General features: G+C 63.8%; 11 protein-coding genes. 4 read left to right on the plus strand and 7 right to left on the minus strand.

Translation table 11 applies throughout. The features are described from left to right. Positions 1–503: 503 nt before the first annotated feature. The 3 genes from HU767_RS25175 to pvdM are packed head-to-tail and all read right to left on the minus strand — an operon-like array spanning position 504 to position 4,050. The gene (locus HU767_RS25175) at positions 504–1,379 is read right to left on the minus strand and encodes a formylglycine-generating enzyme family protein (RefSeq protein WP_186730751.1); all 876 of its coding nucleotides are present in this window, start codon (positions 1,377–1,379) and stop codon (positions 504–506) included. Between the two features lie 23 nt (positions 1,380–1,402). Then, complete coding sequence (locus HU767_RS25180; protein ID WP_186730752.1) at positions 1,403–2,683, minus strand: aminotransferase class V-fold PLP-dependent enzyme; 1,281 nt, start codon at positions 2,681–2,683, stop codon at positions 1,403–1,405. Further along, positions 2,680–4,050 (minus strand): pyoverdine-tailoring dipeptidase-like protein PvdM, encoded by a 1,371-nt coding sequence (pvdM, locus tag HU767_RS25185; RefSeq protein WP_186730753.1) that lies wholly within the window; start codon positions 4,048–4,050, stop codon positions 2,680–2,682. Before pvdM ends, HU767_RS25180 begins: the two co-directional genes overlap by 4 nt. A 336-nt stretch (positions 4,051–4,386) precedes the next feature. Here pvdM and HU767_RS25190 point away from each other — a divergent pair, with 336 nt between their 5' ends. Then, complete coding sequence (locus tag HU767_RS25190; protein ID WP_186730754.1) at positions 4,387–6,003, plus strand: PvdJ/PvdD/PvdP-like protein; 1,617 nt, start codon at positions 4,387–4,389, stop codon at positions 6,001–6,003. A 207-nt stretch (positions 6,004–6,210) separates the two neighbouring features. Here HU767_RS25190 and HU767_RS25195 read toward each other — a convergent pair whose 3' ends face one another. The 4 genes from HU767_RS25195 to HU767_RS25210 all read right to left on the minus strand — a co-directional run bounded on the left by HU767_RS25195 (position 6,211) and on the right by HU767_RS25210 (position 11,629). Beyond that, on the minus strand, positions 6,211–6,537 hold the full coding sequence (locus HU767_RS25195; protein ID WP_186708679.1) for a DUF6124 family protein: 327 nt from the start codon (positions 6,535–6,537) through the stop codon (positions 6,211–6,213). Positions 6,538–7,104: 567 nt separating this feature from the next. Next, positions 7,105–8,499 carry an efflux transporter outer membrane subunit gene (locus HU767_RS25200; protein ID WP_186730755.1) on the minus strand — a complete coding sequence of 465 codons (1,395 nt, stop codon included), beginning with the start codon at positions 8,497–8,499 and terminating at the stop codon, positions 7,105–7,107. Between the two features lie 10 nt (positions 8,500–8,509). Beyond that, complete coding sequence (locus tag HU767_RS25205; protein ID WP_186730756.1) at positions 8,510–10,480, minus strand: MacB family efflux pump subunit; 1,971 nt, start codon at positions 10,478–10,480, stop codon at positions 8,510–8,512. Then, on the minus strand, positions 10,481–11,629 hold the full coding sequence (locus HU767_RS25210; RefSeq protein WP_186708685.1) for an efflux RND transporter periplasmic adaptor subunit: 1,149 nt from the start codon (positions 11,627–11,629) through the stop codon (positions 10,481–10,483). 484 nt (positions 11,630–12,113) lie between these two features. Between HU767_RS25210 and HU767_RS25215 the strand changes: the two genes are divergently transcribed. From HU767_RS25215 to HU767_RS25225, 3 genes are all read left to right on the plus strand, one after another. After that, on the plus strand, positions 12,114–12,596 hold the full coding sequence (locus HU767_RS25215) for a sigma-70 family RNA polymerase sigma factor (protein WP_186708687.1): 483 nt from the start codon (positions 12,114–12,116) through the stop codon (positions 12,594–12,596). A 146-nt stretch (positions 12,597–12,742) separates the two neighbouring features. Next, a complete protein-coding gene (locus tag HU767_RS25220) occupies positions 12,743–14,077 on the plus strand; it encodes a SidA/IucD/PvdA family monooxygenase (RefSeq protein WP_186730757.1) in 1,335 nt (444 codons plus the stop codon). Positions 14,078–14,413: 336 nt separating this feature from the next. Further along, entirely contained in the window at positions 14,414–17,632 is a 3,219-nt protein-coding gene (locus HU767_RS25225; protein ID WP_186730758.1) for a transporter substrate-binding domain-containing protein, read from the plus strand. Positions 17,633–17,836 lie beyond the last annotated feature (204 nt).

Below are 17,836 nucleotides of genomic sequence, written 5' to 3' on the forward strand. Positions count from 1 at the left end.
AAGCTTTGCTCCCACAGAAGGACTCCGGGTGCGCGCGGATATTGTGGCTGCAGAAGATCCAATGTGGGAGCGAGCCTGCTCGCGAAGGCGGCGTCACAATCAATGAAAAGGTTGGATGTGCCGGCCTCATCGCGAGCAAGCTTTGCTCCCACAGAAGGACTCCGGGTGCGCGCGGATATTGTGGCTGCAGAAGATCCAATGTGGGAGCGAGCCTGCTCGCGAAGGCGGCGTCACAATCAATGAAAAGGTTGGATGTGCCGGCCTCATCGCGAGCAAGCTTTGCTCCCACAGAAGGACTCCGGGTGCGCGCGGATATTGTGGCTGCAGAAGATCCAATGTGGGAGCGAGCCTGCTCGCGAAGGCGGGATTGCAGCCAATGAAGTTGTTGAATGTACTGGCCTCTTCGCGAGCAGGCTCGCTCCCACAATTTGCCTGCGGTGAACACAAGTGAGGTGGTCGCCGCAGGCATAGTGTGGGAGCAAGCTTGCTCCCACAGGGGGCGCCTACATATCCCGCGCCACCCGAAAACCGATCCAGTCGCCGCGGTCGCCCGGCACCAGCGCATTGCGATTGCCGGAGCGGGAGAACACCGGCGCCTCGCCCCAGTCGTTGCCGCGGATGCGTTTGAATTCGCATTTGCCGGTCAACCAGGCGCTGCCGTCGCTCGGGGCGCCCACGTAGTTTTCGTTGTAGCAATCGGCGGTCCATTCGTAGATGTTGCCGTGCATGTCATACACGCCGAAGGCGTTGGGTGCGAAGCTGCCGGCCGGGGCGGTGAAGTTGTAGCCGTCGGCGGCGCCGTAGGTGTTGGCATGCTGGGCGATGCTGTAGTCCTTGCCCTCGTCGAACGGGAAGGGGAACGGCCCGGTGCTGCCGCCGCGTGCCGCATACTCGCGCAGGGATTCGCTGACCAGCCGGTATTGCTTGCCGGTCTTTTTCGACAACCAGGCCACGTAGGCATTGGCCTCGGCGAAGTCCATGCACACCGCCGGGTGCCGGTCGGTGTACTGCTTGCGCGGGTCGCTGCCCTGGTAGTCCGGGATGCCGGCCTTGCATGCCCGGCCGGGGCGCTCGTCGCCGTCGGGCATCGTGTAGCCGGTGTCGCGCAGGTAGGCGAACCATTCACCCTTGAGCACCTGGAAGCGACTGATCGCCAGCGGTTTGGCGAACGTCACCGGGTGCATCGGGCCTTCATCGGGCTCGCGGCCTACTTCGTCTTCCGGAGTGCCCATCTGGAAGGTGCCGGTGGGCAGCACGACCATTTCCGGACAGTCCTTGCAATCACGAAAGACCTGGCCCGCTTGAGACGCCTGGGCGCCGGAGGGCAGCAGGGCGGCGAGGGCCAGTACCGGGAATAACGTCAACGAAAAACTGTTCATCCATCTCTCTCGATAAGTCAGGTTCAGAGTGTCTTGCCCAGCAACCCCATGAAGCGATCGATCTCGGCTTCGGTGTTGAGCAGCCCCGGTGCGGTGCGGACCACCGGCCCCGCGTCGCGATGCACGGCGTCGGCGATCACGTGGTTTTGCATCAGGTAAGCGGCGACCTCGTCGCTGTCGCGGCCCTTGACCCGGAAGAAGGTGAAGCCGGCGGACAGCGCCGGGCTAATCGGGGTGACCAGTTCGATCTGCGGCTGTGCCAGCAGCTGTTTTTTCAAATAGCTATTGAGGGCATGGATGCGCGCCTGCACCTCGGCCTTGCCCAATTGCAGGTGCAACTTGAACGCCTCGTCGGCCGCCCAGCGATGCTCGAAGGCGTGGTAGCCGCCCGGGGTCATGGTGGTGGAAAACGCCGTGGCTTCAGAGAACGTTGGAATGATCGGCGTGACGTACTTGAGCTCTTCGCTGCGGCTGCACACCAGGCCCGTACCGCGCGGGCCGAACATCCACTTGTGGGTGCCGGCGATGAAAAAATCGCAATTCATGGCAGGGAAACTGAGGTCTTCGACGCCGAAACCGTGCACGCCGTCCACTACATAAATGATCCGCTGCTCATCGCTGCGGCCTTGGTTGTGCTTGTCCACCAGGGCGCCGATCTTGTCGATCGGCAGCTTCACGCCGCTGCCCGAGTGCACCCAGGTCATGCCCAGCACGCGGGTTTCGGGACGGATGTTGCGGTCGATGGCCGTGAGGATCTGTTCGTGGCTGGCGTCGTGGGCGTTGTCGAACAGCTTGATCTTGCGCACCCGTGTGCCAGTCCGTTGGGTGCGCAGGTCGAGAATGGTGTGGGTCGCGTAGTGTTCGTGGACGGTGGTGAGGATTTCCTGGTCGGCCGCCACCTGGACACCGCCGTAGATCATCGACAGGCCTTCGGTGGTGCTGCCGGTGAGGGCGATCTGCGCAGGATTCGCCTGCAGGTAGCGGCCGGCCCAGGTGCGGACGTTTTCCTCGCGTTCTTCGGTGACGCCCAGGTCCCAATCCATCAACAGCCCGGGGTTGTTATCCAGGGCTGCGCGGTGTTTTTCGATGGCCTCGCGCACCGGGCGCGGGTGGGTGGTGACCAGGAAGTTGGAGAAGTGCAGGTAGTCCGGGTCCTGGTTGAACAGCGAGCGCAGTTGCGCCCATTTGTCCTTGGGCAGCGGTGGCAGGGGAGCGGCGCTGGCCGTGGCGGGCAGGCTGGCGGCGAGGGGCAGGCCGGCGGCGAGGATCCCGGCCTGCTTCAGGAAGGTGCGACGCTCATTCATGGCTGGGCCGCCTTCTGGGTCGAGGCGATGGCGGGGCGGGCGGCTTTCTGGACCTGATCCCAGACCCGCAGGAAATTGCCACCCCACAGTTTGGCGATGTCGGCTTCCGAGTAACCGCGGGTCAGCAGTTCGGCGGTGACGTTGCGAATGTCGCCGACGTTCTCCCAGCCTTCCACACCGCCGCCTTCGTTGAAGTCCGAGCTGATGCCGACGTGGTCGATGCCGATCTTGCGTACGGTGTAGTCGATGGCGTCCCCCAGGTCCTTGAGGCTGGCCTTGGGTTCCTCTTCGAGGATGCCGTAGAGCTGGCCGGCATATTCGCCGAACTTTTGTTCCGGCCACGCAGCGATGATCGGGTCGCCGGGCATCAGCGCCATCGCCAGGTTGGGCAGTGGCGGCAGGTCGAAGCGTTCGCGCAGGGCGTTGAGTTTGTCCTGGGTCTTTTGCGTCAGCGGCCGCAGATACTGGGAAAAACCGACGACCTGCACCACGCCGCCGCTGGCCTTGATCAGTTGCATTTCCTTGTCGCTGAGGTTGCGCGGGATGTCGACCATCGCCCGTGGCGCCGAATGGGAGGCCACCAGCGGCGTGCGGCTCAGTTGCGCGACTTGCTCCAGGGCCTGGGTCGACATCTGTGACACGTCGATGATCACGCCCAGGTCGTTCAAGCGCGTCACCGCTTGCTTGCCGATGTCCGACAGGCCGCCGAGGGCGTCGGGCGAGTCGTTGAAGAACGGCAGTGGACGGGAGGAGTCGGCCCAGTCGTTGTTGCCGATGTAGCTGAAACCGAACATGCGCATGCCCCGTGCGGTCCACAGGTCCAGCAGGTTCAGGTCGTGGCCGAGGGGATAGGCGTTGAGCATGCTGATGAAGATCGCGAACTTGCCTTCGCCGTGCAGGCGGCGGAAATCATCCGGGGTGTAGGCAATGGCGACCTGGTTGGGAAAGTCGCGGACCAGGCCGGTGATGATCTTGTAGCGCACTTCCTGCTGGTTGCGCGCTTCCTCGACGAAGCCGGCGGTGGGCTTGTGTGGCGCGTTGGGCCCGTTCCACATTTCGGGCCAGCCGAACACCGTCAACGCCGCACCGGACAGTTGCCCGCGGTTGGCTTTCACCAGGTCGAACTGGCCGCTGCCGTCCTTGTCCGCTTCGTTGCCGGCGGTGCCGAAATCCAGCGGCACGGTGATGTGGCTGTCGAAGGACAGCAGGCGTTCGTGCAGCTCCCTGGCTTCGTTCATGACTTTGACCGGGTAGCCGGGGTTATCCCGCCACCAGTGGTCCCAAGCCGCGACGCCAGCACCGACGGCCAACGCCAGGGCCAGGGGCAGGCCGATGAAAAGAGCCTTTTTCGAACGAGGTGTTGTCATTGCCGATCTCAGTCAGGTTCGCCTTGGAAGGACAGGCGCGGGGCCTTTGCTATCTGGGGAGAACGAGTGGTCGGGCGGGAAATTTAGGTGTTCTCGGGGCCGCCATCGCGAGCAAGCTTTGCTCCCACAGTGGAATTGCAATGCGCTCACCTGTGGGAGCAAAGCTTGCTCGCGATAGCGGCCTTGAAACCCACCCATCTCTTGCGAATGTACTCAGATCCATTGTGGGAGCGAGCCTGCTCGCGATGAGGCCCTCACAGCTGCCTATAAATTTGTCAGCCCACCCAACGTTCTAGCTTGGATAAAGCCCACCCCAGGGCGAACACAGGTAAGGCAATGACGATTTCTCGACGATGGTTCATGGCAGGCCTGGCGCTGACCGGTGCCGCCGTGCCTGCGGTGTATTACGGGCATCGCGAACTGACCCGGCCGGACCCGACCATCACCCCCGGCGAGGCCTCGTTCGACGTGGCCGACGTGGCGGGCCAGCGCCGGGCCGATACGTTGCGGGGCATCTGGACGATCCGTTTCACCGGCCGCGACGCCGGCCTCGAAGGCTTGCCCCAGGACGATCTGCAGGTCTTCCTCGACATCGGCCAGAGGGGCCGTGGCCTGGTGGGTTACCTCGACAGCGCCGAACGTTTGCGCGCCGCCGATGAACCGCGTTACCGGGTGTTGGGCGATTTGGCCGGCACCGACCCGAAGCAACTGAGCTGGCGGCTGACAGGGGCTCAGCACGACGCGCCGGACTATGAATTCATCATGACCCTGGACGAAGTCTGGGCCGGTTTCGGCAATGCCGGCAGCGCTACCCTCAGCGGTCGCGTGTTGCGCCTGGACCGTCCCCTGGCGCTGCCTGAACAGGACAATCATTTCATCGCCATCAAGCAACGCTTCCCCGAGGCCCGGGAACGCACGCCGCTGAGCCCGGCGCTGCTGGCCTGGCTGGTGTCGCCCGAGCATCGGCTGTTCCATCAGCTCTGGCACGCCTCGCGGGACAAATGGCACACCCTGGACGAGGACAAGCGCAATGCCCTGCGCGGCATCGGCTGGCAGCCCGGCCCGCGGGACCAGGAGCGTGATGCCCGTGGCCCGCGCAAGGATCGCAACGGCTCCGGCGTGGATTTCTTTTTCATGCACCGGCACATGCTCGGCACGGCCCGTTCGTTCCAGCCGCTGCCGTCGTGGCCGCGCTTTCCCTTGCCGCAACCGGAGCTGGAACGCGATCGCCTTGGGTTTGCCCGCTACCTCGATAACTACGATGGTACGGCCTTGCCGCCGACCTGGTTGGCCGATGGCGACGAGCAGTACGCCCAGTGGGTCAGCGACATCAAGACCGCCGAGACCTACCACAGCAATTTCCAGGTCTGGGAATCGCGCTACCGCGACCCGCGCTACCTGTCGAAACTGACCCTGGGCCAGTTTGGCTCGGAAGTGGAATTGGGCCTGCACGACTGGCTGCACATGCGCTGGGCCTCGGTGCCGCGTGACCCTTCCAACGGCCACCCGGTGCCGTTCGCCCGCGACCCGGACGACTTCGCCGCGCGCTGGTACGCCCCGGAAAACGACTTTCTCGGTGATCCGTTTTCCTCCCACGTAAGCCCAGTGTTCTGGGCCTTCCATGGCTGGATCGACGACCGCCTCGAAGACTGGTTCCGTGCCCACGAACGTTTTCATCCGGGGGAAGTGAGCCGACTCGACGTCAACGGCGTGCCCTGGTTCGCCCCGGGCCGCTGGGTCGAAATCGGCGACCCCTGGCTGGGCCCGGACACCCACGGTTGCAGCACCACGCCGGGGCTGCAGGTTGGACGTTCGGTGGAGATGGACCCGGAAACCATGAAGCTGGCGCTGCGCATCACCTTCGGCAGCGATGACAAAAAGGTCGCCGAACTGTTCCGCCGCGTGCCGCAGCGGCCTTGGTATGCGCGTAATCTCAAATCCAAACCGGTTTAACCCCAACTTGGACTGATCGAACCTGGGTTGTGCGAATGATCGCTTTTGTGGCGAGGGAGCTTGCTCCCGCTGGGCTGCGAAGCAGCCCCAAAACCAGCCCCCTCAAAAACACCTGACCCACCGAGGTGCTAGCCATTGGGGCTGCTGCGCAGCCCAGCGGGAGCAAGCTCCCTCGCCACGGATGTTGCTCGGCTCTAAAGGGGGGTGTCAGCGCGGCGCGGCGATGTCCAGGGCACGGTTCGCCAGCAGCTCACTCAGCTCGACCATCTGCTGGATGCCGAGGGCAAAACTTCGCCGTGCGCCTTCCAGATCAAAGGCCAGCTCGTTGGCCATGGCATTGACCGAGGCGAGGGTTTCGCTGAGGTTGGCCAGCAGGCATTCCAGGTCCGCACTTTCTGCAACGGTGAACAACTGGCCCGGTGGTGGCTTGGGTGTTTCAGGTTTGGGATCGAGGTAGTAGGCGAGGGCGCGGTCGGCGGCTTCGTCGAGTTTCTTGGAATCGTCTGCGGGAGGGTTGGGGGTGATCTTGAACATGGTGCAGCTCCTGGTTATTTACAAGGCGTTGCCAGACATCACTTGCAGATGATGGGTGGCAGCTATGCGCGGGTCTGCAAGACCGGGAAACCAGGAACCCGGCAGACCCGAAGGTCTCCCGCACACAGCCGCCATTGAGCGACACGGATGTGTCGATTGGCTTGTGGCTATGCGCCTGGTATTTCGTCGGGCTTGCAGACCCGATCACTGATGGGCAGTGACGGGGAACAAGTTATCGATGGGAGGTTAGGCGCACAAGCCGGCGGATTCTGGCGTAGTTGTAGGCAATGACGCAAGGCAACGTAGCCTCGCTCGGGAGTCCTACATGGCCCGATAAACATAACCCAGGCCGAACACCGTTTATGAGAAGTGGAGAGTTATCTGTGGCGAGGGAGCTTGCTCCCGCTGGGCTGCGAAGCAGCCCCCAAACCAGTCCCCTCAAAACACCTGACCCACCGAGGTGCTGGCCATTGGGGCTGCTGCGCAGCCCAGCGGGAGCAAGCTCCCTCGCCACAGAAATAACCCTGGCCACCCTGTATTACTTGGCTTCGAAGGTGGGTTTGAGGCCTACATCACCCGCCAACCCCCACCCAACGCCCTGTACAACGCCACGCTCGCCTGCACCCGCGCCAATCGCAATTGCACGTTCATGTCCTGGGCGGCGTACAGCGTGCGTTGGGTTTCCAGTACCGTGAGCAAATCTTCGGCGCCGGCCTGGTAGCGGCGTTGGGCGATGTCGAAGGCGGTCTGGGCCTGGTGCAGTTCCTCGCTTTGCCATTGCCGTTGGCGGTCGAGGCCGTGGATGCCGTTCAGGGCTTTTTCGACGTCGGCGAAGCCGTTGATGATGGCGGCGCGGTAGAGCTCCAGCAGTTCCTCTTGGCGGGCGCTGGCTTTGTCCCGTTCGGCCTTCAGGCGGCCGTTGTTGAAGATCGGCGCGGCCAGGCCAGCGGTGAGGTTGTAGACGTTGTTGCGCAGCAACTGATCGGCAATGTCGGCGCCGGTGGCGAGGCTCAGGCCCAGGGTCATGGTGGGCAGCATGGCGGCTCGGGCCACGGTGATGTCGGCCTGGGCGGCGGCGAGGCGGGCTTCGGCGGCGGCGATGTCCGGACGGCGGCTCAGCAATTGGCTGGGCACGCCAGCGTCGATGGCGGGCCAGTGCAGGCGGTCGAAACTTTCATCGTCGAGCCTGACCGACTGCACCGGTTGCCCCAGCAGCGTCGCCAGGGTGATCAACGCTTCGCGGGCTTGTTGTTGCACTTGCGGCACGCGGCGTTGCTGGGCCGCCACCAGGCTCTTTTGCTGGGACAGTTCCAGGGCTGTGGCGCTGCCGGCGTCGTAGCGGGTCTGCACCAGATCGAGTACACGCTGGGCGTTGTCCAGGTTTTGTTCGGCGATGCGCTGTTGCTCGCGCAGGGACAACGCCTGGGTGTAGCTGTTGGCGACGCCGCTGAGCAGGGTCAACTCAACGGTCGCGCGGTCGAACTGGCTGGCCGACAACGTCTTTAATGCACTGTCCCGGGCCGCCCGTTTGCCACCCCAGAAGTCCAGCTCATAGGTGGCGCTGAGGTTGGCGTCGTAGTAATCGATGGTCCGGTTGTCTCGATCCACATCCAGTTGGCTATAGCCCTTGCCGCGCATCAACTCCTGGCGATTGCCGTTGAGCCCCGTCGTGACCGCTGGCAGCAATGGCGCGCCGGCGATCACGGCGCTGGCCTCGGCCTGGCGCACCCGGGCCATGGCGGCGGCCAGGTCGTGGCTGTCCAGGCGCGCCTGCTCGATCAAGCGATTCAATTGCGGGCTGCCGAAGTGCGTCCACCATTGCAGGTTTACCGCTTGGGCGCTGGGTGTATCGAGGCTCTGCCAAGCCTGTGGCGGTTGAATGCCGCTGTCGGGCGTCGACAATGGAGTGGCGCAGGCCGCCAGCAACAGGCTGGCGGCCAGGAGGGTCAGGTGCGCTTTCATAAAGTGGGGTTCATTCACTGGTGAGGGCCGCCACCGGGTCGAGGCGGGCGGCCTTGCGGGCAGGCATGAAGCCGAAGACAACGCCGGTGACCAGGGCGCAGCCAAAGGCGCCGAACACCGCCAGCCATTCGAAGGCCACGGCGATCTTGCCCAGCAACAGGGCGCCACCCACCAGCAGGGCCAGGCCGATACCGGCGAGCCCGCCGACCACCGAGAGCATCACCGCTTCGGTGAGGAATTGGCGCAGGATGTCCCGTTGGCGGGCGCCGGTGGCCATGCGGATACCGATCTCGCGAGTGCGTTCGCGCACGGTCATGAGCATGATGTTCATCACGCCGATGCCGCCCACCAACAGCGAAATAGCCGCGATAGCGCCGAGCATCAGCGACAGCGTGCCTTGGGTGCGGGCTTCGGCCTGGATCATCGCGGCGTTGTTGGTCAGCTCGAAATCCTGCTTGCCGTCGTGCAGGCGCAACAGCGTCCGGGAGACCGCCTGCTCGGCCTCCTGGACCTTGCCGGCGTCCCGGGCGGCGATCACCACGTATTCGGGATGGCGGGTGCCGAACAGCCGCACACTGGCGGCGGAGTATGGGATGGCGACGCGATTGTCGGCGTCCGAATCCCCGGAGCTGGCGCCTTTTTCCGCCAGTACGCCGACTACCTGGAATGGCATGTTCTCGATCAGGATGTAACGGCCGATGGGGTCGGCGACGTCCTTGAGCAGTTTCTCCCGGACCTTGTGGCCGATCACCGCCACCGCCGCGGCGCCGCGTTCGTCGGCATCGGTAAAGTAGCTGCCCTCGGCCACTGGCCAATTGAAGATGATCGGGAAATTGGTGTCGTTGCCGCCGACGTAGCTGGTGTGGTCGAGGTTGCCGAAACGCACGCTGGCCTCGGCACCGTTGACCGGCATGATCCGCTGCACCTCGGGCAGGGCGGCGAGGGCGGCCAGGTCGTACTCGCTGATAATGCCCTTGGTAGCGCGCGGCGAGGGCGCGCTGCCGTTGAGGTAGATGATGTTCGAGCCGAACGCGCCCATCTGGGCCATGACCTGGCGCTTGCTGCCTTCGCCCACGGCCAGCATCACCACCACCGAGGCCACGCCGATGACGATGCCGAGCAGGGTCAGGGCGGTGCGAAAGCGGTTGATCCACATCACCCGCCACGCCGCTTGCACCGCGTCCACCAGCTCACCTTTCCAGGCGCCGTTGTGTTCGCTGCCGGCACTCAGGCGCTGGCGCAGGTCCACGGCCTGCAACGCCTTTGGATTGGCTTGCACGTTGTGCGGCAAAGCGGTGGCGCTGTCACTGATGATCAATCCATCGCGGATCTCGATGATGCGCTTGGCCCGGGCCGCCACTTCGCGGTCGTGGGTGATCAGGATCACCACGTGGCCCTGGCTCGCCAGTTCGTCGAGCAAGGCCATGACCTCGATGCCGCTCTGGCTGTCGAGGGCGCCGGTGGGCTCGTCGGCGAGGATGATGTGGCCGCCGTTCATCAAGGCCCGGGCAATCGACACCCGTTGCTGCTGGCCGCCGGAGAGTTGATGGGGACGGTTGCCGGTGCGGCTGGCCAGGCCAAGGCGGTCAAGCAGGGCGCTGGCCCGGGCGTGGCGCTCGGCGGCGGAAGTGCCGGCATAGATCGCCGGCATCTCGACGTTTTCCTGGGCGGTGCCGGAGGGAATCAGGTGATAGCCCTGGAACACGAAACCGAACGCTTCGCGCCGCAGCCAGGCCAATTCATCGCTGCCCAGGTTGGCGACGTCTTCGCCCGCGAAACGGTACTCGCCGCGGGTGGGGCGGTCGAGGCAGCCAAGGATGTTCATCAAGGTGGATTTGCCGGAGCCGGACGCCCCGACAATCGCCAGGAACTCTCCGGCGTGAATGGCCAAGTCGATGCCGCGCAGCACCTCCACCCGAGGGCTGTCGCCGCCGCCATAGGCCTTGCGAATGTCCCGCAGTTCGATCAGGGGCGTATTCATTCAGCCTCCGCTGCCGCTGGCCGAGCCGATCAGCACCCGGTCGCCTTCGCTCAGGCCGTCGAGAATCTGCGTGCGAAGGCGATCGCTGACGCCCGTGCGAACGGTGCGCGGCTGGACATCGCCATTGTCGGCCAGCACCTGCACCTGATTGGCGTCTTGCAGGGCGGCGATGGGCACGGTCAGCACGTCCTTGGCTTGGGCGGCAACGAAAAACACCTGGGCGGTCATGTCGGTCATCAAGGCGCGGTCGGCGTTGTCCACGTCCAGCAACACGGTGTAGAGCACCACCCGTTCGCTGCCGCTGCGGCCACCGGTGGGGCTGCCGCCCTGGCTGGCTTCCAGCGGGCGCGGCGGCACCGGGAGGATCTGGCGAACGGTGCTGCTCCAGCGCCGGTTGCCGCCGGCCAGGGTGGTGAAGTAAGCGGTCATGCCCGGCTTGACGTGGCCGATATCGGCTTCCGACACTTCGGCCCAGACCGTCATCGGCGACAGCCGGGCGATGCGCAGGATCAACGGCGTCTGCTGCTGGGCGTTGAGGGTCTGGCCTTCCCGGGCGCCGACGGCGACCACGGTGCCGCTCATCGGCGCATAGATACGTGTGTAGCCCAACTCGGCCTCGTCGCTGCGCAGGCTGGCCTGGGCCTGGCGGATCTGGGCCTGGAACATGTCGATGCGAGCCTGGGTCGCGCGCACTTCGGCCTGGGCGGTCTGCACGTCTTCCTCGCGGGTGGCGCCACCGGCCTTGAGTTGCTGCTGGCGACGGAACTTCTGCTGCGCCAGGTCGTGCTGGGCGCGTTGCTCCTGAAGCTGGGCCTTGAGGTTCTCGATGGAAAAGCGCCCGGCGTCGAGCTTGGCTTTTTGCGTGGACGGGTCGATTTCCACCAGCAACTGGCCTTCACGGACCTCATCGCCGGCCTCCACATGAATCTTCTGGATCTGCCCGGACGCCTGGGCGCCGACGTCGACATAACGCCGCGGTTGCAGGGTGCCCAGGGCGGTGACGCTGTTTTCGATATCGCCCCGGGTGACGGGGGCAGTGACCAGGGGCTCACGACTTGGCGCGACCGCTTGCCACGCGGCGAAGGCCACGGCCGGAAGCAGGGCGAAGGTGAGAAGCCAGGCGCGTCGGGTAGGGCGGGGACGTTTCATGCAGGGTTCCGGCCGGTGATATCGGGCCCGTCGCACGGAGGGCCGGGACGGGGAAGCTGTTCTGGTAGACGAGCGTTCCGGGCGGGAATTTAGCGGGGTGAAATACTTGGTAGCAGTTGGCGGAAGGGCAAACCAATAACCAAGTCAGGTGAAGTTGTGGTGAGGGGATTTATCTGTGGCGAGGGGATTTATCCCCGCTGGGCTGCGCAGCAGCCCCAATGGCGAGCACCTCGGTGTGTCAGATGTTTGAGTGAGCTGGTTTTGGGGCTGCTTCGCAGCCAGCGGGGATAAATCCCCTCGCCACAAAAGCGGTGCTCGGCGCCATTGGAGATGAACGAATCAGCCTTGATACAAACCAACGCTTTAAATCTATATGAGAATTACTATAAATTACGCGATTGAATCTGCCACTATCGTGCCATGCCCTTTTCAGGCATGCCGGGTGGCACAAGGATAGCTGTCGCAGTCATTGCGCACGGGAGTCATGTTGGAAAACTACTATCGCGAGCTGGTGTGTTTCCTGAACGCCAGGCTAGGCAACCGCCAGGCGGCCGAGGATGTGGTGCATGACGCTTATGTGCGGGTGCTGGAGCGTGCCAGCGACACGCCCATCGAACAGCCGCGGGCGTTTCTCTACCGCACGGCGCTGAACCTGGTGATCGACGGGCATCGGCGCAATACCCTGCGTCAGGTCGAATCCCTGGATGTGCTGGACAGCGAAGAACGCTTCTTCACCCCATCGCCCCATATCAGCTTCGACCATGGCCAGCGCCTGGACATGCTGCAGCGTGCCCTGGCCGAGCTGCCGCCGCTGTGCCGCGAGAGTTTCCTGCTGCGCAAGCTCGAAGGCCTGTCCCACCCGCAGATCGCCGAGCGCCTGGGCATTTCCCGGGCGCTGGTGGAAAAACACATCGTCAACGCCATGAAGCACTGCCGCGTTCGCGTGCGACAGTGGGACGCGCCCTGATTCGATCGTCACCGGTCACCCTGCGGTAAATTTTTTTTCATTGTCCTCGTTCCTCTCAACAGACGACTTGCCGGCGCCTCGAACGCCGGTCAGGTTCCCCAGGCTTTTCGTGCCCTGTTGAGGGGCTTTTCCAGAGGACACTGGACATGACACAGGCAATTGCATCGCCCATCGTTCACGACTTGATCGGCATTGGCTTCGGCCCTTCGAACCTGGCGCTGGCCATCGCGCTGCAGGAGCGGGGGCCGGCCCAGGGTGAACTGGACGTGTTGTTCCTCGACAAGCAGGCCGACTACCGCTGGCACGGCAACACCCTGGTGACCCAGAGCGAATTGCAGATTTCCTTCCTCAAGGACCTGGTGACCCTGCGCAACCCCACCAGCCCGTATTCGTTCGTCAATTACCTCAAGCACCACGGCCGCCTGGTGGATTTCATCAACCTGGGCACCTTCTACCCGTGCCGCATGGAGTTCAATGACTACCTGCGCTGGGTGGCCGGACACTTCACCGAGCAGAGCCGTTATGGCGAGGAAGTGCTGCGCATCGAACCGGTGCTGCATAACCAGCAGGTCGAAGCGCTGCGAGTGATTTCCCGCGATGCCCAGGGTGAAGAGTTGATCCGCACCACCCGCTCTCTGGTGGTCAGTGCCGGCGGTACCGCGCGCATCCCCGAGGCGTTCAAGGCGTTCAGGGATGATGCGCGGGTGTTCCACCATTCCCAGTACCTGGAGCGCATGGCGAACCAGCCGTGCGTGAAGGGCCAGCCGATGAACATCGCCATCATCGGCGGCGGGCAGAGCGCGGCGGAGGCCTTTATCGACCTCAACGACAGCTTCCCTTCGGTACAGGTCGACATGATCCTGCGCGGCTCGGCCCTCAAACCGGCGGATGACAGCCCGTTCGTCAACGAAGTGTTCTCTCCGGAATTCACCGACCTGGTGTTCCAGCAACCCCACAGCGAGCGCGAGCGGTTGGTCAACGAGTACCACAACACCAACTATTCGGTGGTGGACATCGATTTGATCGAACGCATCTACGGGATTTTTTACCGCCAGAAAGTCTCCGGCATCGCCCGTCATGCGTTCCGCACCCTCACCACGATTGAGAAAGCCACGGCCACCGACGCGGGCGTGGAACTGGCGGTGCGCAACAACGCCACGGGCGAGCTGACGGTGCGCCGTTATGACGCCGTGGTCTTGGCCACCGGTTACGAGCGGCAGATGCACCGCACCCTGCTGGAGCCGCTGGCGCAGTACCTGGGGAATTTCGAGGTGGATCGCAACTACAAGCTAATCACCGACGAGCGCTGCAAGGCGGCGATCTACATGCAGGGCTTCTGCCAGGCCAGCCATGGCCTGAGCGACACCCTGTTATCGATCCTGCCGGTGCGTGCCGATGAAATTGCCGGCTCGCTGTATGAACATGGGAACAATCGTGGGCAGGCGCGTCCGGTGCGCGATCGGTTGCTCGCCGCTGTGTAGGCCAGACCTGCGCCAAGTGTCAATCAATGCAAAACCCCCTGTGGGAGCGGGCTTGCTCGCGAAGGCGGTGTGACAGTTGGCATCAATGTCACTGACTCACTGCCTTCGCGAGCAAGCCCGCTCCCACAGGTCATAGGTTTGGCCCTGAAGGGGGCGACCTGGGTCACTCGCAGGAAATTTTTCAGAAACTTCCTACACTCATGTCATGCGTCTGTTCGACAGGCGCATCGACGGTTCGCTGTTCCCTCGTATTGGCAGTCTGAACCCCCAACCGGTCACCCTGACTGAAGTCGGTGGTTTCCGGGCCGACTACGCCATGCGAAACACCTCGAACAGATGAAGCTCCTTCTACGCACGGGCCTGGTGGCGCTGCTGGGCTCATTGAGTATGGCGCCACAGGTGGGCGCGGCGCCTGAGTCGTTGCAGGTGCTCGGGCGCTCCCATGTGGATGATTATTCGGTGTCCCTCGCCGCCGCCGACTGGGGCTGGCTGCGCCAGAAGGGCACGTTGCTGCTGGGCGCCTCGGCGCCGGACTATGCGCCTTTCAGCATCACCGGCAATGGCCGCGACTACGAAGGCCTGACCGCGGACTACGCACAATTGCTGGGGCAACTCCTGCACATCAAGGTGCAGGTCCAGCGCTACCCGTCCCGTGCCGAATCGCTCCAGGCCCTGCGCGACGGTGAGATCGACCTGCTCGGCACCGCCAATGGCTTCGAAGCCGCCGATCCGGACCTGGCGATGTCCCAGGCCTATGCCGATGACCTGCCCACCCTCGTGGCCCGCATCGACGACAGCCAGGATTTGCCCACGGACCTGGCCGGCAAGCGCGTGGCGATGCTCTATCACTACTTGCCGCCGGAGACGGTCGAGGCGTTTTATCCCGACGCTGCCTTTCAATTGTTCCCCTCGACCTTGGGCGCCATCGGAGCCGTGGCGTTCGGTCAGGCCGACGTCTACCTGGGAGACTCGATCAGTTCCAACTACCTCATCAGCAAGAATTACCTGAACAACGTCCAACTGGCCGATTTCTCGCGCCTGGAGGTGCAGCCGTTCGCCTTTGCGGTCAGCCGCGACAATGCGCGGATGCTGCGCATCGTCAACGCCGCGCTGCAAGCCATTCCTGCCAGCGAACGCATGATCATCCTGCGGCGCTGGAGTGCCGGTGGCGCCAGCATGCCGGGTCAGCAGGCGCTGCATTTCAGCGTCAGCGAACAGCGTTGGCTGGACGCCCATCCGCGGATCAAGGTGGCGGTCAACGAAAACTTCCTGCCGCTGACGTTCTTCGATGAACAAGACCATTTGCGCGGCATCGGCGCCGATGTGCTGGCCCGGATCAGCTTGCGCACCGGTTTGAAATTCGATGTGCAGCGGGGCGATTCGGTTGACGATTTGATCGGCCAGATCAAGAGCGGCAAGGCCGACGTCTTGGCCACCGCCATCCCCAGCGCCGAACTCGAAGATGAGTTGCGTTTTACCCGACCCTACCTGGCGAACCCGTTCGTGCTGGTGGTGCCGCTCAAGGCCAAGGCGCTGACCCTGGACCAGATGGCCGGCAAGCGCCTGGCGCTGGTGCGTGGCAACGTGCTGCGCGAATTCCTGCTGGAGCAGTTCCCCCGGGTGCAGTTGGTGGCGGCGCAGAACGCGGCCGACGCCATGGCCATGGTCGCCGCCGGCACGGCGGACGCGGCGATCAATCCGCTGATAAGTGCCCGCTACATGATCTCCCGCCAGTACCGCGACACCCTGCAAGTCACCAGCACCGTGGGCACCTTGCCCGCCTACGTTGCCCTGGCGACGAACCGGGACGCCTTGGCGCTTCATTCGATCCTGGACAAGGCTCTGTTGAGCATTTCGCCCGAGGAAATGGACGAGCTGACCAACCGCTGGCGCAGTGAAGTGGTGATCGACAACAGTTATTGGCTGCGCAACCGCACCACGATTCTGCGAGGGTTTACCGTTGCTGCGTTGCTGTTGCTGGTGGCCTTTGGCTGGGGCGTTTATCTGCGGCGGCTGCTGGAACAGTTGCGCGTGGCCAAGGAAAGCGCCGACGAAGCCAATCGGGCCAAGACCACCTTCGTGGCGACCATGAGCCATGAGATCCGCACGCCGATGAATGCGGTGATCGGCCTGCTGGAGCTGGCCTTGAAAAAAGCCGACCAGGGCGTCGTGGACCGCTTCGCCATCGAAGTCGCGTCGGGCGCCGCCCATGGCATGCTGGACTTGATCGGCGACATCCTCGACATCGCCCGAATCGAGTCGGGCAAGCTGTCGCTGGCGCCGCAACGGGCCAATCTACGCGGGTTGATCGAGTCGGTGGCGCGGATCTTCGAGGGCCTGGCCTGGCAGAAACACTTGCGTTTGCACTGGGTACTGGATGCTACGGTCGATTGCGACGTGTTGGTCGATCCGTTGCGTTTCAAGCAGGTCGTCTCGAACCTGCTGGGCAACGCCATCAAGTTCACCGACCAAGGCGAAGTGCGCCTGAGTGTGCGCGGCGAGTTGAACCCCGAGCACAAGCACTTGGGCATTTGCCTGCGGGTCGAGGACACCGGTTGCGGTATTTCCCCCGAGGACCAGCGCCGCCTGTTCAGCCCCTTTACCCAGGCCGGCCATCACCCCCAGTCGGCCCGCAGCGGTTCCGGGTTGGGGTTGGTCATCAGCCGCACGTTATGCGAAATGATGGGCGGCACCTTGGCATTACACAGCGTGCCAGGGGAGGGCACACAGGTCGAAGTCTTGCTGGACTTGCCCATGCTCGACGCGCTGTCGACGCTGCCGCCCAGCCAGGACGAGGCGCTGCCGGCGGTCCGGGCGCTGAGTATCCTGGTGGTCGACGACTACCCGGCCAACCGCTTGCTGCTGTCTCAGCAACTGGGCTACCTGGGTCATCGTGTCCAGGAGGCACAGAACGGTATCGACGGCCTGCAGGCTTGGCGCAGCGAACATTTCGATGTGGTCATCACCGACTGCAACATGCCCTTGATGAGCGGCTACGAACTGGCCCGGGCCATTCGCGACGAAGAGCGCGACCGCAACCTGTCGCCCGTGGTGATCCTGGGGTTCACGGCCAACGCCCAGCCTGAGGAAAAGCAGCGCTGCGCCGAAGCCGGGATGGACGATTGCCTGTTCAAGCCCATCGGCCTCAGGGAGCTCAATGCGTGCCTGGCCTCGGTCACGCCGGACGCGCTGGCGCCCCGGCCCCGCGATGGCATCGACTTGGCCGGCCTGGAACAACTGACCGGCAGCGACACGAGCGCCATGAAGGCGTTGTTGGAAGAACTGGTCAGCAGCAATGCCGAAGATCTCGTGCGACTGCTGCACTTGGCCACCCGACAAGACTTGCCGGGCCTGGCGGACCTGGCGCACCGGATCAAGGGCGGGGCGCGGATCATCCAGGCGCAACGCCTGATTGCTGCCTGCGAGGCGCTGGAAGAGGCTTGCCGAGAAGGCAACGTGTCGCTGCTCACCGAAGCCGTGGAAAACCTACGCCAAGCCATCGACCACCTGGCCGAACAACTGAAAACCTACATGGAAGGGGTAAGAACTGAGTAGGAGCTGTAGGAACTGTAGGAGCCGTAGGAGCTGACGAGTGCAACGAGGCTGCGATCTTTCCCCTGACACTTGAGTCCCAAGTGAAAGATCAAAAGATCGCAGGCTTCGCCAGCTCCTACAGAATCCGAGCAAAAAGATAAATGTCTTCGCCACAAGGGCTTCGTCTGGCTTCATTTTAGGAATAGTCCTACATCGCCCTTCAAA

The sequence above is a fragment of the Pseudomonas sp. SWRI179 genome, assembly GCF_014268705.1.
Classification (GTDB): Bacteria; Pseudomonadota; Gammaproteobacteria; order Pseudomonadales; family Pseudomonadaceae; genus Aquipseudomonas; species Aquipseudomonas zanjanensis.